Annotated in this window: 11 protein-coding genes; 6 read left to right on the forward strand and 5 right to left on the reverse strand. The window is 67.7% G+C overall.

Going from position 1 to position 18,237, the window contains the following annotated elements:
* Positions 1-5: 5 nt before the first annotated feature.
* The 3 genes from ACCQ05_RS01395 (at position 6) to zwf (ending at position 4,036) form a co-directional block, all read left to right on the forward strand.
* Positions 6-335: a low molecular weight protein tyrosine phosphatase family protein gene (locus tag ACCQ05_RS01395; RefSeq protein WP_228961297.1), complete on the forward strand. Its 330-nt coding sequence runs from the start codon at positions 6-8 to the stop codon at positions 333-335.
* Between the two features lie 63 nt (positions 336-398).
* Complete coding sequence (locus ACCQ05_RS01400) at positions 399-2,198, forward strand: glycoside hydrolase family 15 protein (RefSeq protein WP_372392701.1); 1,800 nt, start codon at positions 399-401, stop codon at positions 2,196-2,198.
* Positions 2,195-4,036, forward strand: coding sequence for a glucose-6-phosphate dehydrogenase (gene zwf, locus ACCQ05_RS01405; protein ID WP_372392703.1), 1,842 nt, complete (start codon positions 2,195-2,197; stop codon positions 4,034-4,036). The genes ACCQ05_RS01400 and zwf overlap by 4 nt, the downstream gene beginning before the upstream one ends.
* A 182-nt stretch (positions 4,037-4,218) precedes the next feature.
* Here zwf and ACCQ05_RS01410 read toward each other — a convergent pair whose 3' ends face one another.
* A complete protein-coding gene (locus ACCQ05_RS01410) occupies positions 4,219-6,033 on the reverse strand; it encodes a monovalent cation:proton antiporter-2 (CPA2) family protein (protein ID WP_372392704.1) in 1,815 nt (604 codons plus the stop codon).
* Positions 6,034-6,240: 207 nt separating this feature from the next.
* Positions 6,241-7,068 carry a carbonic anhydrase gene (locus ACCQ05_RS01415; protein ID WP_372392705.1) on the reverse strand — a complete coding sequence of 276 codons (828 nt, stop codon included), beginning with the start codon at positions 7,066-7,068 and terminating at the stop codon, positions 6,241-6,243.
* 580 nt (positions 7,069-7,648) lie between these two features.
* On the opposite strand from ACCQ05_RS01415, the gene mgtE reads away from it, so the two are divergent.
* Complete coding sequence (gene mgtE, locus ACCQ05_RS01420; protein ID WP_228961292.1) at positions 7,649-9,016, forward strand: magnesium transporter; 1,368 nt, start codon at positions 7,649-7,651, stop codon at positions 9,014-9,016.
* Between the two features lie 233 nt (positions 9,017-9,249).
* On the opposite strand, the gene ACCQ05_RS01425 is transcribed toward mgtE, so the two are convergent.
* From ACCQ05_RS01425 to ACCQ05_RS01435, 3 genes are all read right to left on the reverse strand, one after another.
* Positions 9,250-11,589 (reverse strand): TonB-dependent hemoglobin/transferrin/lactoferrin family receptor, encoded by a 2,340-nt coding sequence (locus tag ACCQ05_RS01425; RefSeq protein ID WP_372392706.1) that lies wholly within the window; start codon positions 11,587-11,589, stop codon positions 9,250-9,252.
* A gap of 154 nt (positions 11,590-11,743) precedes the next feature.
* On the reverse strand, positions 11,744-12,643 hold the full coding sequence (locus tag ACCQ05_RS01430; RefSeq protein ID WP_372392707.1) for an EF-hand domain-containing protein: 900 nt from the start codon (positions 12,641-12,643) through the stop codon (positions 11,744-11,746).
* 155 nt (positions 12,644-12,798) lie between these two features.
* Positions 12,799-13,584, reverse strand: coding sequence for a DUF4198 domain-containing protein (locus tag ACCQ05_RS01435; protein ID WP_372392708.1), 786 nt, complete (start codon positions 13,582-13,584; stop codon positions 12,799-12,801).
* 200 nt (positions 13,585-13,784) lie between these two features.
* On the opposite strand from ACCQ05_RS01435, the gene ACCQ05_RS01440 reads away from it, so the two are divergent.
* A complete protein-coding gene (locus tag ACCQ05_RS01440) occupies positions 13,785-16,478 on the forward strand; it encodes a bifunctional acetate--CoA ligase family protein/GNAT family N-acetyltransferase (RefSeq protein ID WP_372392709.1) in 2,694 nt (897 codons plus the stop codon).
* Between the two features lie 617 nt (positions 16,479-17,095).
* Positions 17,096-18,133 (forward strand): DUF475 domain-containing protein, encoded by a 1,038-nt coding sequence (locus tag ACCQ05_RS01445; protein WP_228961287.1) that lies wholly within the window; start codon positions 17,096-17,098, stop codon positions 18,131-18,133.
* The last annotated feature ends 104 nt before the right edge of the window (positions 18,134-18,237 follow it).

An 18,237-nucleotide genomic window follows, 5' to 3' on the forward strand; every position in this document is an offset into this window, starting at 1 on the left:
TGCGGGTGCTGTTCGTGTGCAGCCGCAACCGCCTGCGCAGCCCCACCGCCGAGCGCGTGTTCGCCGACTGGCCCGGCGTGCAGGCGCAGTCGGCCGGGCTGGCCGCCGATGCGCAAGTGCAGGTCACCCCGGAGCTGTTGCAGGAGGCAGAGGTGGTGCTGGTCATGGAACGGCGCCATCTGCAGCTGCTGCGCAAGCGCTTCGCCGCGCATTTGCGCCACTGCCGGGTGGTCTGCCTGCAGATCCCCGACGACTACGCCTACATGGACCCGGCACTGGTTCGCCGGCTGGAACACACGGTGCCACCGCTGCTGCGGTTGCCGGCCCGCTCGTAACCTGATCCCGACACCGCGCGTGCAAGACTGCCGGCTCTTTCGCAGGAAGGAAGCGCCCGCACGATGAGCGTTCGTATCGAAGACCACGCCATGCTGGGCAACTGCCACAGCGCGGCCCTGGTGGACCACCGTGGCACCGTCGACTGGCTATGTCTGCCACGCTTCGATTCCGATGCGGTCTTCGCCGCGTTGCTGGGCGACGAACAACACGGGCAATGGGCCATGGCGCCGGCAGCCGATTACAGTAGCGAGCGCGCCTACGAAGACGACAGCCTGGTGCTGTGCACGCGGTTGATCACCGACACCGGCACGGTGGAACTGATCGACTTCATGGCCGCCAACGAAGATGGCGAGCTGCACCAGCACCTGGTGCGCATCGTGCGCTGCGTGCAGGGCGAAGTGCCCATGCACATGCGGCTGACCTTCCGTTTCAACTACGGCCGCACCGTGCCGTGGGTGACCCGCATCGATGGCGGCATCCGCGCCATCGCCGGCCCCGATCAGCTCGCGCTGCGCTCGCCGCAGGAACTGCATGGCCAGGACCTGGGCACCGAAGCCGACTTCACCCTGCGCGATGGCGAGAGCACCTGGTTCGTGCTCAGCCATGGCGCCTCGCATCTGCCCACGCCACCGCCGATCGATCCGGAACAGGCGCGCCAACGCACCACCGCGTTCTGGCACGGCTGGGCGCGCCGCTGCACCGACGTGGGGCCGTGGACCCAGCAGGTACGCCGCTCGCTGGTGGTGCTCAAGGGCCTGAGCTATCTGCCCACCGGCGGCATCGTCGCCGCGCCCACCGCCTCGCTGCCCGAGCACCTGGGCGGCACCCGCAACTGGGATTACCGCTATTGCTGGCTGCGCGATTCGGTGTTCACGCTGATCGCCCTGTTGCAGGCCGGCTATCGTGACGAGGCGGCGTCGTTTCGCGACTGGGTGCAACGCACCATCGCCGGGTCGCCGGACCAGTTGCAGGCGCTGTACGGCATCGGTGGCGAGCGCCGGCTGCAGGAATGGGAAGCGCACTGGCTACCGGGCTATGAAAAATCCGGCCCGGTGCGCATCGGCAACGGCGCAGTGGACCAGTTCCAACTCGATGTCTATGGCGAGCTGATCGGTGCGTTCCATTACGCCCGCGAAAAAGGCGTGGCGCTGCCGTCTGACGACGATGGGTCGTCGGCCGCATTGCTGGAAAACATCCTCGACACGCTCGAGGATCTGTGGCGTCAACCGGACGAAGGCATCTGGGAGATCCGCGACGAGCGCCGCCACTTCGTGCATTCCAAGGTGATGGCGTGGCTGGCGTTCGATTGCGGCACGCGCGACGGCATCACCAACGCCGATGCGGCCAAGCGCGCGCGCTGGGGCGCGATCGCCGAGGAAATCCGCGCCGAAGTGCTGGAAAGAGGCGTGCACCCGGATGGTCACTTCGTGCAGAGCTATGGCTCGGACCGGCTGGACGCGGCGCTGCTGTTGATTCCCATCGTCGGCTTCCTGCCGCCGGAGGACCCACGCATTGCCGCCACTGCCGATGCGATCGCGCGCGAGCTGACCATCGATGGCCTGGTCGAACGCTACCGCGCCGACGACAGCGCCGACGGCCTGCCGGCCGGCGAAGGCACCTTTCTGGCCTGCAGTTTCTGGCTGGTGGAAAACTATGCATTGATCGGGCGCACCGACGAAGCGCGCGCGTTGCTCGAACGATTGCTCGCGCTCTGCAACGACGTGGGCCTGCTCGCAGAAGAGTACGACCCACGCGCAAAACGCATGCTTGGCAACTTCCCCCAAGGGTATTCCCACGTGGCCCTGGTCAATGCGGCATTGCGCCTGCATGGACGCATGGGCGAAAAGGAAACGCATCCATGAACGAGCAACAGACCACGCCGCCCTGCATCATCGTGGTGTTCGGCGCCCGCGGCGACCTGACCCGGCGGCTGGTGATGCCGGCGCTGTACAACCTGCGCCGCTCCGGCGCGCTGGGCGATGACTTCACCATCGTCGGCATGGACCATGGCGACATCAGCGAGCGCGCCTGGCGCACCAACATGGGCAAGGCGATGACGCAGTTGCTGAGCAGCCGCGATGCCGAATTCCAGACCGATGCCTTCGACACCGCCACCTGGGAGTGGTTGCGCGAACGCATGCATTACGTGCGCGGCGACTTCACCGACCTGGGCGCCTACCAGGCGCTGGGCGGTGTGCTGGACAAGCTGCACAAGCGTTACGGCACCCAGGGCAATGTGCTGTTCTACCTGGCCACCGCTGCGCGCTTCTTCGAACCGGTCCTGCTCAACCTGGGCGAGGCCGGTCTGGTCAAGCAGCGCGAGGGAGAGGGCTGGCGCCGCGTCATCGTGGAAAAACCCTTCGGCCACGACCTGCCCAGCGCCATCGCGCTCAATGCCACCGTGGCCAAGGTGCTGCACGAGGACCAGGTGTTCCGCATCGACCATTTCCTGGGCAAGGAAACCGTGCAGAACATCCTGGCATTCCGCTTCGCCAATGGCCTGTTCGAGCCGGTGTGGAACCGCGACCGCATCGACCACGTGCAGATCACCGCCGCCGAGACCATCGGCGTGGAAGGGCGTGGACGTTTCTACGATCCCACCGGTTGTCTGCGCGACATGGTGCCCAATCATCTGTTCCAGCTGCTGGCGATGATCGCGATGGAACCGCCGGCCGCATTCACCACCGAGGCGATGCACCGCCGCCGCGCCGAGGTGATCGAAGCGGTGCGCCCGATCAAGCCGGAAGATGTGGTGCGTGGCCAGTACGCCTCCGGCGCGGTCAATCGCACCGCAGTGCCCGGCTATCGCGAAGAGGACACCGTGCCGGAGGACTCGGACACCGAAACCTATGTGGCGATGAAACTGCAGGTCGACACCTGGCGCTGGGCCGGCGTGCCGTTCTACCTGCGCACCGGAAAGCGCCTGCGTGAACGCACTACCGAGATCGCCATCCGCTTCAAGCCGGCACCGCTGGCCCCCTTCCGCAGCACCGAAGTGGGCGGTTACGGCCCGGACTGGCTGGTGCTGCACATCCAGCCCGACGAAGGCATCTCGCTGCAGTTCGACGTCAAGCGCCCCGGCGCACAGGTGGCATTGGCGCCGGTCCGCATGGACTTCCGTTACCGCGATTGGTTCCCCAAGGAATACACCGTGGGCTACGAGCGCCTGCTGCAGGACTGCATGAACGGCGAAGCCGGCCTGTTCCAGGACGCGGCAATGGTCGAAGGCGCCTGGCGCATCGTGCAGCCGATCCTGGACGCCTGGAAGCAACCGGCCAGCGACTTCCCCAACTACGCCGCCGGCAGCGCCGGCCCCTCGGCCGCCGATGCGCTGCTGGCCATGAACGGCGGCCACGCCTGGCGCGCGCTCACCCCAGGCCGCAGGCCGCCACCGCGCCGGGCGCCGGAGGTGCGTGCGGGTGCTGCAGCGCCGGTGAAGAAGGCCAGCAAGAAGGCAGCCAAGAAAGCGACCAGGACGGGTAGCGCGTCCAAGGCAACCAACGCGTCAACCAAGCGAGCGTCGGCGGCTGCTAGCACGCCTGCGCAAGCGGCAGCCTCGAGCACGTCGGCAAAGAAGACCGCGACCAAGCGTGCAAGCAAGCGCGTGGCAAAAGCACCAAGGACCACCAGCAACGCAGCAGGTGGCAAGGCCGCAGCGACGAAGTCGTCGGCCCGCACCACACGCAAGCCACGCAGCTGAGCGACAGAAACGCCGCCGCCGGGCGGCGGTTGTGTACGCAGACAGCGTGCAATGAATTGCAGTCATGCAATACAAGCGCCCTCGTAGGAGCGCGCCCGAGCGCGACGGGCATTACCGGACGGGCATTACCGGTAAAGCCTCATCGCGCTCAGGCGCGCTCCTACGTCATGCGATGTGCCGGCTCAACGCTCGTGCGTGGTGGTGGGTGCCGGCTCGGCATCCACGTCGGCCTTGACGTCGGCTTCGAACAGGTTCATCAGGTCGGCGCGGGCGTCGCGCGAGGTCTGGATCACCTTGGCCTCGTCGTCGTAGACCAGGTGCTGGCGGCGCAGCAGGTCTTCGTCGTGCTGGCGGAAGCGTTTGACGTGTTCGCGCGCGTCGGCCTCGCCGAGTCCCAGCGAGGTCAATACCCGCCCGCTCAGTTCCAGGCTGGAGGCAAAGACCTCACGGAACGGTTCTGCGCCCAGGTCCATCAGTTTCCAGGCGTGCTGGCGGTTGCGCGCGCGCGCCAGCACGGTGGCCTGCGGGTACAGGCGGCGGATCAGCCGCACGGTCTTGATGTTGGTATCCGGGTCGTCCACTGCGATCACGAACACCTTGATGCGGTCGGCGCCGGCGGCGCGCAGCAGCTCGGGGCGGGTGGGGTCGCCGTAATACAGCTGGCTGCCGAAGCGACGCAGGTCTTCCACGGTATCGGGGTTGTGTTCCAGCGCCACGAACGGCACGTGCCGCGCGGTGAGCAGGCGCGCGACCACCTGGCCGAAACGGCCCATGCCGGCCACCAGCACCTTGGGCGTCTGCGTGTCGATGGTGTCGAACGGGCGTTCGGGCTTGGGTTCGCGCAAGCGCAGGGGCCCATTGAGGATGCGTTGCATGCCGAGCAGCAGCAGCGGCGTCAGCGCCATCGAGACACCGACGATGGCCACCAGGCGGTCGTGATTGGCGGCCTCCAGCAGGCCGACGCGGTCGGCCTCGTTGAACACCACGAACGCGAACTCGCCGCCCAGCCACAGCACGCTGCCCAGCATCAGGCTGCTGCGTAGCGGCAGCTTGGCCACGCTGCCGATGCCGACCAGCAGCGAGAACTTCACCACCAGCAGGATCGCTACGCCGGCGGCGATCACTCCCGGCTCGGCGACCACGCGATTGAGGTCGATGCCCATGCCTACCGAGATGAAGAACAGGCCCAGCAGCAGGCCTTCGAATGGCTCGATCTGCGATTCCAGTTCGTGGCGGAATTCCGAATCGGCCAGCAGCACGCCGGCGATGAAGGCACCCAGGCTGGCGCTCAGGCCGGCTTCCTGCATGATCCACGCAGTGCCCAGCACCACCAGCAGCGCGCTGGCAGTGAACACTTCGGGCATGCGCGTGCGCGCCACCACGTTGAACAGATGGCGCAGCACCAAGCGCCCGCACACGATCACCAATGCCAGCGCCGCCATCGCCCTGGCCACGTCCTGCCATTCCAGGGTGGCGTTCTTGCTGCCGCCCAGCAGCGGAATGGCCGCCAGCAGCGGGATGGCGATCAGGTCCTGGAACAGCAGGATGGCGAAGGCCAGCCGGCCATAGTCGCTGTTCAGCGCCTTGCGTTCGGCCAGCAACTGCAGGCCCACCGCGGTGGACGACAACGCCAGTGCCACGCCGACGATCAGCGCGCTCTTCCAGCCCAGTTGGCCCAGCATCAACAAGCCGCCCAGGATCACCGCGGTCACCAGTACCTGGCTGGCACCGGCACCGAATACCGAATGCCGCATCACCTTCAGCCGGGCTGGCGAGAGTTCCAGGCCGATCACGAACAGCAGCATCACCACACCGATCTCGGCCGCGCCGCTGATGCGTTCGGCATCCTGCACCACGCCCACGCCGTCGGGTCCAAGCACCACGCCGGCGACCAGGTAGGCCAGCACCGCGCCCAGGCCGAAGCGCTTGAACACCGGCACCGCCACGATCGCCGCCAGCATCAGGACCAAGGCCAGTTCGAGGCCGCCGCTATGCATGTCGCACTCTCCGTTGAGGTGCGTATTATGCCGCGCAGGGCGACCGGCCGGCTTGCACGCCTGTGCCGCCGGCGCGCGGCGGCAGGCATGCAACGCGCCTGGTGTGCGAGGTCGATGCGTGGCGGTGGCAGGGCCGGCCAGCACATGCCAGCGGCAACCGGAAGGGTCTGCCAGCGCCGCGATGAACGCGACGCGTCCGGGCCGGGCTCAGCGGCTCTTGAGCAGGAAGCGACGGTCCAGTGGCTGCAGCGGACGCGCGTTGAACGGATACACCCGCTCGAATGCGTCGATCTGTTCCCTGGACACCTGCACCGGTTGACTCAATACCACCCAGTCCACCGTTTCGCTGCAGGGCGGGGTGGTCAGCGAGCCCTCGTAGCGATAGAAGCTGCGTGCAGTGCCGGGCGGCAGAAAATCGCTGGCACGCACGGAAGCGTCGGCCACCTTCCGGGTCTGATCGGTGCCGGCCGGCATCGCATCGAGCACGCGCTGGAAGGCCGGATTGGCGGTGCCGGTCTCGAAGAAGATCGCCAGCACGCCGAGCGTTCCATCCGGGCCCTGGTGCACGAGATGCGCTTCCATCGGAAAACGCCGGCCGTTCAACAGGTGTTCGCTCGGATGATGGAAATGCAGCTGCAACGCGTCGTACTGCTTGCCGCCGACCAGCATCTTGCCGCCGTCATGCAGATCCAGCTGGATGGAATGGCCGGTATTGCGCACCACCAGCGGCACTGCGGTGTAGTCCAGGCGCAGGCTGCCCAGGGAGGCGTCGATCGCATCCTTCAGATCGATGGGGCTGTTCTGCTGCCCATTGCCGCACAACGCGTTTTCCTTGGCCAGCTCTGCCCAGTGCTCGGCACCTCCCGGCCCGGTATAGCCCCATTCGTGGCCCTGGTGCGGAGCGGTTTCGTGCGCATGCACCGGCGTAGCATCCGGCAGTGCGGTCTGCGCCATCCCCAGCGTGCCCCAGCCAGCGGCCACGCACAGGCACAGCGGGCTAACGCGGTGTAACAACACGGACTTGAAAGAGGGCATGGCGGGTTCCTGGCAAGCGAAGCAGCGGCGGGGACGGATGGCCGATGTCGTCCCGCAACGCTGCGCGAGATCGACCCTGCCGGGAAGCGAACTGTAGCGCCTGTGCGGCGGCAAGGTGGCGGTTTGCGACAGCCGGTTGGCTGCAGCCGATCAGCGCGCGCGTCTGCCTGCCCGGGGCAGCGGCAGCCGATGGCAAGGCGGCTGCACTCCGCGCGCTGCATGCGCTGGACCGGTCGCTCGCCGCACCGCCGCGACGCCTGTGCGTGGGGCAAGGTGTGTCCAGGCCAAACGTCGTCGACCGATCGACATGCGTGCGGCGACGCCTGCCGCACCTTGCCGAGGTCGGCTGCCATACGCTCACTGAAGCCAGCCGCACGCGAGGCATTGACCAAGCCATCGCAGGCGCGCAGACTGCGCCGCGCTCCCGCCCGGATCACCGGTCGGTGCGCACCTTTTGGAGCCCATACCCATGTCCAGCGACAGTCACCCTAGATCCGAGTCGATGACCTGGTTGGCGCGCGCCTGAGGCTTTGAGGTTCGCCGACCGTCATCGACGACGGTCGTCACCAGGCGAACCACCATGTACGAGCAAACCCTGCGCCTTGCCCAAGGCGTCGATGCACTGACCGCACCCCTGGCCGAGCTCAACACGGCCGATGCGGTGGAATATCTCAACACCCTCGACCGCGAAGACGCCGCGCAGGTAATGGCCGCGTTGCCGACGCCGCGTGCGGTGAAGTTGCTGGAACAACCGGAGCTGCGCGATGCCAGCGCGCTGGTGGCGCTGCTGCCGGCCGAACAGGCCGCCTCGCTGCTCGGGCAGATGGCCGACGACCGCGCCACCGACATCTTCCACGGCCTGGACGCCGATCAGCGCCAGCCGCTGCTGTGGCTGCTCAGCGCCGAGGCGCGGCTGTCGATCCAGGCGCTGATGCGCTACCCGCCCAATACCGCCGGCGCGCTGATGACCACCGAGTTCGTGGCGGTGCCGGCCGACTGGACGGTGGGGCGCACCCTGCAGCACATCCGCGAAGTGGAGCGCAGCCGCGAAACCGTCTACGCGATCTATCTGCTCGACCCGCAGACCCGCGTGCTGCAGCAGGTGGTGACCATGCGCCGGCTCATCACCGGCGCTGCGGATGCGCCGATCCTGGAGGTGGCGCAGGTCAATCCGCCGATCACCGTGGACCCGGCGCTGGACCAGGAAGAAGTGGCGCGGCTGATCCGCCGCCACGACCTGCTGGCGATCCCGGTGGTGGATCGGCACGGGCATGTGCTGGGCATCGTCACCGTGGACGATGTGCTGGATGCGTTGATCGCCGAATCCACCGAAGACGTGCACAAGTTCGGCGGCATGGAAGCGCTGGACAAGCCCTACATGCACATCGGCTTCGGCCAGATGATCAAGAAGCGTGCGGGCTGGTTGAGCGTGCTGTTCCTGGGCGAAATGCTCACCGCCAGCGCCATGCAGCACTTCGAGGACGAGCTGTCCAAGGCGGTGGTGCTCACCTTGTTCATTCCGTTGATCATGAGCTCCGGCGGCAACTCCGGTTCGCAGGCCACATCCTTGTTGATCCGCTCGCTGGCGTTGCGCGAGCTGCGCCTGCGCGACTGGTGGAAGGTGGCGCTGCGCGAACTGCCCACCGGCATCACCCTGGGCGCGATCCTGGGCGTGCTGGCGATCGTGCGCATCGCGATCTGGCAGAACGCCGGGCTGTACGACTACGGTCCGCACTGGCAGATGGTGGCGCTGACCATCGGTGCGGCCCTGATCGGCATCGTCACCTTCGGCTCCTTGTCCGGCTCGATGCTGCCGTTCGTGCTGCAACGCCTGGGCTTCGACCCGGCCAGCGCCTCGGCGCCGTTCGTGGCCACCTTGGTGGACGTCACCGGGCTGGTGATCTACTTCAGCATCGCTGCGGCGATCCTCAGCGGTACGCTGTTGTAGCGTCACGCCGAGCAGGCGAGCGGGCGCGCAACCAGCGACGCGCTGCAATGCCATCGCCGCGGCAGCGACTGCCGCGGTGTCGCATGCCGCCAGGCACTCCATGCGAAGCCGTCGCCGCTGCGCGCCATCGCTTGCTACGCGAAAGGTGCCGCGGGACCAGTCCATGCGTTTCGCGATACATCCTGCAGTGATGCGCGGCCTGCCGTGCATCACTGCGCACTGGCGATTGCGCGTCAGAAGTTCACGTACAGCGCTGCGCGTAGATTTCGACCCGGTTCGCTGTAGCGGCCGATGCCATCGTCGGTGGCATAGCCATACAGGTAGAAATCGCCGCGGGTGACGTTGCGAATGCGCGCCCACTGGTAATAGCGTTCGTCGAACAGGTTGTATACGCCGAGGTTGACGCGCACATGCGCGTTGAAGCGGTAGCTGCCGAACAGATCGACCACGCTGTAGGCATCGCTGAGGAACGGCTCGGCAGGCGCGCCGAAGATGTCGTTCTCCACGTTGACGTCCTTGGCCTTCTTGGCCAGCGCATGGGTGATGTTGGCGGTGACGCGCAGCCGCTCGTCCACGCCCTGCCAGCTCAGTCCGAGTACCCCGCGATCGGGATTGATGCTGTCCAGCGGGCGGCCATCTTCCAGCTCGCCCTGGTTGTGGGTCCAGGCCGCGCGCAGCAGCCAGGCCTCGCCGAGCTTGAACTGCGCATCCAGTTCGACGCCCTTGACCTCGACCTGGCCGACATTGAGCAAGGTGGTGTAGGCGTAGCCATTGCGCGCGGTGCACACGCCGCGGGTACAGGTCTGGTAGCGCGTGCCGGCGTTGGCGGTCACGGTGTCGCTCTGGATGAAGTCGTCATAGCGGTCGCGGAAGACCGACAGGCCCACGCGCGCCCAGTCGCTTTCCCAACGCCAGCCCAGTTCCAGGTTGAGGCTGCGCTCTGCCTCCAGCGCGGGGTTGGCGGCGACGGTCGGCACGTTGACGGTGGTGCCGGTGGCGACCTCGGTCAGCGCGGTGATGCTGGTCGGTGCATACATCTCGGCAGTGGTCGGCGCCCGGAAGCCGCGCCCGGCCTGGAACCACAGCGTCTGCTGCGGGGTGACGGCGTAGCTGATGCCGGCCTGCCATGTGGGCGAAGCGAACGTCACCTCGCGCACCGTGCCGGTGGCATCGAGGAAGGTGGACGACAGCGTCGGTGCGTAGCGATAGCGGTCGTAGCGCGCACCCAGGGTGAGTTGCAGGCGATCCTCGAGCAGGCCGATGCGATCGCGCAGGTACACGCTCCAGGTGTCGGCATCTGTCTTGGGCACCTGCGCCGGGTCGACGGTGGCGGTGTCCAGGGCGCCGGCGTTGTTCCAGCGGTAGTCGATCGCGCTGAAATCGATGCTGCGGCGCTGCCAGGCCGCCCCGTACAGCAGCGATTGCGACCAGCCGTCGCCGTGCAGCTGCTTGTCGAAATCCACGGCGATGCGGTCCAGGGTCTGCTCGGTGCCGCGGTCTTCGGCGCGGCGGCACGGCAGCGCCACCGTGCAGCGCGTGGTGGCGGTAGTGGCCGGGGTGCTCGAGGTGCCGCTCTGGGTGAGGATGCGGGTGGTGCCGCGGCTGTCGGTCTGCTGGCGATCCAGCTGCGCCTCCAGGGTGTCGAACAAGGCGTTGTCGGCCTTCCAGAGGTAGCGCAGGCCGTAGCGGTCGCGGTCGTTGCTGTCCTCGCCGATGCGTTCGGCATAACTTGGCGCGCTGACACGGCTCAGGTTGTCGACCCGGTTCTGCGAGCGGTTGCGTTCGTAGACCACGCCGAAGCGGTGCTGTGCGTTCGGCACCACGTCGAGTTTGGCCAGCACGTTGTCGCTTTCGCTGTCGATCGGGTCGGGCGTGCGCCGCGCGCTGCCGGTGTCGATGGCGGTGCTGGAATACCAGCCCTGCGATTCATGGCCGTCGCGGTGGGTGTAGGTCAGCATGGACTCGACGATGCCGGTGCGATTGGCGACGGTGACGTTGCCCAGCAACTGGTCGTTATGACCGGTGTAGCCGGTCTTCAGCCCGACATAGGTGTCGTTGCCCTGTGCCTTGAGATAGTCGTAGGGGTCCTTGGTGGTGAACACCACTGCGCCGCCGAGCGCACCGCTGCCGGCGCTGATCGAGTCGGCGCCCTTGACGATGTCCACGCGCTTGAGCGAATCCACGTCCACGCCGCCGCGGCCGGCGCGGAAGAACTCGTAATCGCGCGCGGTCTCCACGCCTTCGGCCATCGACAGGCCGTCGATGGTCATCGCCACCCGGTCGCCTTCCAGGCCGCGGATATTGAAGCCGTTCTCGCCGAAGCGGCCCATGTCGGCGATGCTCACGCCGGGGATGTAGCGCACCAGGTCCTCCATGCTTTCGGCCTGTTCCTGCTGCAGCTGCGCAGTGTCCAGGGTGGTGACGTTCTGGTTGCTGGAAGCACGCTTGTCGCGCGCGGCTTTCACTTCGACCGGGTCGAAGGTGGTGGCGTCGGCGGGCGCCGGTTCGGCATGCAGCGGGAAGGCCAGGCCAGTGGCGATCGCCAGGGCCAGCAGGGTCGGTGTCGAAGTCATCGTGGGGTCCACAGTCAGGAAAAGGAAGGGGCGCGCAAGGCGCGGACCTGGCTGCGGGCGGCACGGGGCGGTCGCGTGGCTGGGTAGGGCCCGCCAGTGGCGGGCCAGGTGGCGCGGTGTTGATCCGCGCCGGAAGGAGCAGTTGGCCGGCTCGTCAGTCGGCCCGGGCCGGCGTAGAAGCCGGAGGGGCTGGCGCAGGCGCAGGCGGCAACGCCGCGTCGCTGGCATCGACCACCCCGTCGCGATTGCGGTCGACGCGCGCAAACGTGCGCAGGCCCGAGGCCTGGTATTCGGCGAAGGTCATGCGCGTGTCCTTGTCGGTGTCGAGCACGTTGAAGCGCACGTGCACCTGGCGATCGTCGGCCTGTTCGAGTGCGGTGAGGCGGCGGTTGAGGCGGTCCTCGAACTCGACGCGGTATTCGTCCATCGACAGCGCATCGTCGCGGTTTCCATCGGCGCCGGCGAACTGCGCCGCACGCAGGTCTGCGTATTCGCTACGGCCCACCTTGCCGTCGCCGTTTTCGTCGTACAGCGCGAGGAAGCCGTCGGCCGACTGGCTGTCGGGCATGCCCGGGCGGCCACCGGCGCGATCGAAGGCGACCGTCGGTGCGGTGCTCGACGCGTTGGCGGCGGCCGTCAGTGCAGCCTGTCCGCGCTCCCACTCCTGTACGCCGGCAAGGTCGAATTCGGTGCGCGAGACCTGCCCATCGCCATCGCTATCGAGGGCGGCGAAGCGTTGCCTGCCCTGCGCGGCGTGTGCGCGGCGTTCCTGGTGCAGCGCCTGCTGGCGGCGCTCGCGGAACTCGCCGACGTACTCGTCTTCATCGACCGTGCCGTCGTGGTTGCGGTCGGTGGCATCGAAGCGGGCCTTGCGGAAGGCCGCGAAATCGGCGGCGGTGATGCGGCCGTCGTGAGTGTCGTCGTGCTGAGCGATGAAGGCCTGCACATTGTTGCCGTGACCGCCGAGCAGCGGGCGTGGCTGGGATTGGGCGACAGCGACGGCAGGAAGCAGCAGCGCGCACAGACACGCGCCGGCCAGGGAGCCAGAGTTCATGGGTTGCCTCGTGAGGGAAGAAAAAAGTGCCGGGCCGTGGCATCGCTGCGGCAGGCCGGGGGCTGCCCGCAGACCGATGGTCGCGCCGGGCGGTTGCGTCCGCACCGGTGTGCGGACGCCGCAAGACACGCAACCGCCGCAGCGGTTGCGCAGCCCTACTGCTCCAGTACCTGGAAGGTGAGCGTGGTGCTGTTGCTGTACTCGCGCACCGGGGCGTCGGCCGGCGCGGGGGTGCGGTGGCGGGTCAGCGCCAGCCAGGTGCCGGCGTGATCCAGTTTCAACACTGCGCGGCCGGTGTCGTCGGTGGTCACGCTGAGCGTCTTCGGCTTGCGGTCGGAGGTCCACACCGCCTCGCTGATGTCCACGCTCTGCCTGGCCAGCGGCACGCCGTCGTACTGCACGGTGAAAACGAACGTCTCGCCCACGAACAGATCGTTGGGATGGGTGACCGGCACCAGTTCCAGGCCGCGGTGACGCGGCGCTAGTGCAGCGCGATCGGGCTTGCCGACGCTCAGATAGGTTTCGGCCAGGGTACGCGACTGGAAGCTGGCGATCAGCGTGGCGCCCTTGGGCATGGCCACCTTCGGGTCGCGCACGGTTTCGCGCTTGCCGTCCAGTTCCCAGGTGCGGAACTGCGCGCCCACGCGCAGGCCGCTGCTGAATCGATAGGTGCCTGGCTGCTTGCCCAGCGTGTGTTCGACGACGGTGCGGGTGTCGAGCACTTGCACCCGCGCCGGTGCGACATCGCGGCCATCGGGCCCGGCGATGCTGAAATGGCTCTGGTCGAAGGCGGCTTCGGGGACAAAGAAGGTCTCGGCGAAGGCCGCGTCCAGGGTGACCGTCTGACCGGGCTGCGGAGCGAAGGTATTGGGCGCCAGATAAGGCGTATGCGCGGAAGCGGAGGCGGCAAGCAGCAGCGCCGACAACGTCAGAAGTTTCATGGGGGGCCCTGTTCCGGATGGGTCGCTGGCGGAGGGGCGCGTGGCGGCGCGGAAGCTGGCTGACCACGCAATATTAAAGAAAACAAGAATCGTTCACAACGAAAGGGTGCGCTGCGTTGCTTCGAGCGCTGCCGGCGGGTCGAGACGTCAGCTCTGCCCGACGTGTACCGTAGCGCGATGGCTTCCGCGTCCCCCGCACGATGAGTACCTATCACCTGCAGCAGGTGTTTCGCCCCACTACCGTCGCGGTAGTGGGCGGCAGCCCGCGCGAGCGCTCGGCCGGGCGGGCGGTGGTGCGCAATCTGCGCGCGGCCGGCTTTCCCGGGCAGATCGGCTGGGTGAGCCCGCGCTACAGCGAGATCGATGGCGTGCGCACGGTGGCGCGGCTGACCGATCTGCCCTGGGTGCCCGACCTGGTGGTGATCACCGCACCGGCGCGCATCGTGCCGCGCATCGTCTCCATCGCCGCGCGGCGTGGGGTGGCGGCGGCAATCATCCTCACCGCGGGCCTGGGGCACGGCCCGGGTTCGCCGGCCGCGCGCATGGAGGCGGCTGCGCGCGCAAAAGGCCTGCGCATTCTCGGGCCGCACTGCCTGGGCGTGATCGCTCCGCATGCGCGGCTCAACGCCAGCATCGCCGCGCATTGCCCGCAGGCCGGCGATCTGGCGCTGATCTCCGAATCCAGCGCGATTGCTGCGGCGCTGGTGGAGTGGGGCGTGGCGCGTTCGGTGGGGTTTTCGGCGGTGGTGTCGCTGGGCGACACGCTGGACGTGGATTTCGGCGACCTGCTGGATTACTTCGCCACCGACTACCGCACCCGCGCGATCCTGCTGTATGTCGAACGCATCGGCGATGCGCGCAAGTTCATGTCGGCTGCGCGTGCGGCCGCACGCGCCAAGCCGGTGGTGGTGGTCAAGTCGGGGCGCCAGTTCCGCATCGATCCCAATGCCGACACCCACGCGCAGGCGCTGGCCGGCTCGGATGCGGTGTACGGCGCCGCGTTCGCGCGTGCCGGGTTGTTGCGGGTAGGTGCGTTGGACGAATTGTTTGCCGCCGCCGAAACGCTGGGCCGGCTGGGCAGTTTCCCGGGCCGGCGGCTGGCCATCCTGAGCAACGGCGGCGGGGTGGGGCAGCTGGCGGTGGACCAGCTGGTGCTGCGCGGCGGCACCCTGGCCGAGCTGTCGCCCAAGACGCTGGGGCGGCTGGATCAATCGCTTCCCGAAGGCTGGTCGCGCAGCAATCCGGTGGACATCATCGTCGATGCCGATGGCGCGCGCTATGCCGCGGCGATCGAAGCCCTGCTGGACGATCCGGAGAACGATGCGTTGCTGGTGGTCAACGTGCCCACCGCGTTCACCTCTTCGGCCGATGCGGCCAAGGCCTTGACCCGCGCGCTGGAGCAGCGCAACCGCTACCAGCGCGACAAACCGGTGTTTGCGGTGTGGCTGGGCCAGGACGATGCGGCCATTGCCGCGCTCAATGCCGCGCGCGTGCCCACCTATGCCACCGAATCGGACGCGGTGCGCGGCTTCACCCACCTGGTGCGCTACCGCGAGGCACAGGCGGCGTTGATGGAGACCCCGCCCAGCCTGCCGGAAGATTTCGTGGTGGATGCCGGCGTGGCGCGCACGCTCGTGGAAGAGGCACTGGCCGCCGGCCGGCGCTGGCTGGACCCGGTGGCCACCAACCGGTTGCTGAGCGCCTACGGTATCCCGGTGGTACCGCTGCAGGTGGCCGCCACCGCCAACGAGGCCGCGCTGCTGGCCGACCCATTATTGGCCGTCGGCCGCACGGTCACCTTGAAGGTGTTGTCCAGCGAGATCGCGCACAAGTCCGATGTGGACGGCGTGCGCCTGAACCTGTCCAGCGTGGCGGCGGTGCGCGAAGCGGCCACCGGCATCCTGGCGCGTGCGCGTGCCGCGCATCCTGCAGCGGCCATCGATGGGATCATCGTGCAGCCCACCGTGCTGCGACCCAAGGCGCGCGAACTGATCGCCGGCATCGCCGACGATCCGGTGTTCGGCCCGGCCATCGTGTTCGGGCGTGGCGGTACCGCGGTGGAAGTCATCAACGACCGCGAACTCGCTCTGCCGCCGCTGGATCTGCGCCTGGCCCACGAGCTGATCGGCCGCACCCGCGTCTCGCGCATCCTCAAGGCCTACCGCGACGTGCCGGCCGCCGACGAGCGCGCGGTGGCGCTGGTGCTGGTCAAGCTGGCGCAGCTGGCCGCCGATATCCCGGAAATCACCGAGCTGGACATCAATCCGCTGCTGGCCGACCGCGATGGCGTGATTGCGCTGGACGCGCGCGTGGCGGTGGCGCCGGCGCGCAAGCTGCACAAGGGCCGCGGCCATCCGCGCTTTGCGATCTTTCCCTACCCGAAGGAATGGGAGCGCCAGATCGGCCTGGGCGATGGCACCCACGCACTGGTGCGCCCGGTGCGCCCGGAGGACGACGCGTTGTTTCGTGCGTTCTTTGCGCGCGTCACCGACGAAGACCTGCGGCTGCGCTTCTTCCAGTCGGTCAAGCATTTCAGCCACGAATTCATTGCGCGCCTGACCCAGCTCGACTACGCCCGCTCGATCGCGCTGGTGGCCATCGACCCAAGGACCGGCGACATGCTCGGCGCGGTACGCCTGCACGCCGATGCCGACTACGAACGCGGCGAGTACGGCATCCTGATCCGCTCCGACCTCAAGGGCCACGGCATCGGCTGGCAGCTGATGCGCATCATGATCGAGTACGCCCGCTGGCTGGGCCTGAAAGTAATCGAAGGCCAGGTGCTGCGCGAGAACCGCACCATGCTGGCGATGTGCCAGAGCCTGGGTTTCGGGGTGCGCCCGGATCCGGAGGATGCGAGCCTGATGGCGGTGACGCTGCCGGTGGACGGTTAGCGCGGCGGCACCGCTGCTGCACCGCCGCCTGGCGAGGGTAGCCCCAGGTGACGCGGGGCGGCGGCCGGCGGCTGCGGATGCGCACCATCGACGGTTCGCACGGCCTGCCTGCGCCACGGCGCCTGCTCACCGTCCGCGACCTTGCCCCGATCTGCTACCGCGGCATGGGACGTGGCAGGTGCCGAATCGGCAGGCAGCCCGCAGACCCAGCGCTTGCGTCCCATCATGCATCGCTGCCCGACCGGTGCCTGCCACGGCCCGGCAGCCCGCCACAACCGGCGCAAGCGCCCCGGGCCTTTGCTGGTGCTGGGCTGGGATTGGCCGTAGACTCTCGGCACAAGGAGCCTGCCTGCATCGGGTTCCGACTTCACGGATGATGTCATGTCGATGGCGATGACCGATCGGTGCCTTGCACCCTTGCAGTTGTGCGACGCCCCTGCGGGCGCGAGGTCATCCAATGGTGTATCGCTCCGCCAGATCCGGCCACTCCACCCTGGCCCACGATGACATGGGGACTCCTTGCTCTCTTTACTGGTCTGGCTCCAGCGCGCGCGCGTGTTGCCTGCGCCGCAGGAACGTGACTGTCGGTTTTCGTCTCAGCACTGTCGGGAGTTTCAATGTTTCGTGATTTCAGAATGTCGTTCGTCGTCACCGCGCTCTGTCTGGGTGTGGCGGCGTGGTGGGGGCACAATTCGAGCATGGGGATCTGGCAGGCCTTGTGGCTGTGCGCGGTGCTGAGCGTGCTCGAGGTCTCGCTGTCCTTCGACAATGCGGTGGTCAACGCCGGCGTGCTCAAGCACATGAGCGAATTCTGGCGGAAGCTGTTCCTGACCGTCGGCATCCTGATCGCGGTGTTCGGCATGCGCCTGGTGTTCCCGATCGTGATCGTGTCGGTGGCCACCGGCATGGGCCTGATGCCGGTGATCGACATGGCGCTGAACGAGCCGGACAAGTACAGCCAGGTGCTGACCGACCATTACCCCTCGATCGCGGCCTTCGGCGGCATGTTCCTGCTGCTGGTGTTCCTCAACTTCCTGTTCGATCGCGAGCGCGAGCTGCATTGGCTGGGCCCGGTGGAGCGCCTGGTCGGCAAGCTGGGCAAGGCCGATGCCATGTCCGTCATCGTCGCGGTGGCGGTGCTGCTGGGCACCAAGCTGTTCCTGCCGCAGGAGATCTTCCAGAGCGTGCTGTTCGCGGGCATGGGCGGCATCCTGCTGTACCTGCTGGTCGACAGCGTGGATGCGCTGTTCGAGTCCGAAGAGGACGAAGGTGGGGTCAATGTCGCCAAGCGCTCGGGCGTGGCCGCGTTCCTGTACCTGGAAGTGCTGGATGCCTCCTTCTCGTTCGACGGCGTGATCGGCGCGTTCGCCATCACCCGCGACGTGGTGATCATCATGCTGGGCCTGGCGATCGGCGCGATGTTCGTGCGCTCGATGACGGTCTACCTGGTGCACAAGGGCACGCTGGACGAATTCGTGTTCCTGGAGCACGGCGCGCATTACGCCATCGGCGTGCTGGCGATCATCATGCTCATCGGCACCGTGCACCACGTACCGGAAGTGTTGACCGGCCTGATCGGCGTGGCCTTCATCGCGGCATCGGTGTGGTCCTCGATTCGCTACCGCAAGCAGCACCCGGCCGGCGAAAGCGCCTGAGCCGGCCGCCGTTGCCTGCGTCCGGCAGGCAGCGGCGTTGCTGCATCCGGGCGGCGGCTGCCCTGCGGCATCGCTCGCGTGCGATGGCCATCCAGTCGCCGCCT

Origin of the sequence: Xanthomonas sp. NCPPB 3582, assembly GCF_041475735.2 — a bacterium.
Lineage (GTDB): Bacteria > Pseudomonadota > Gammaproteobacteria > Xanthomonadales > Xanthomonadaceae > Xanthomonas > Xanthomonas codiaei.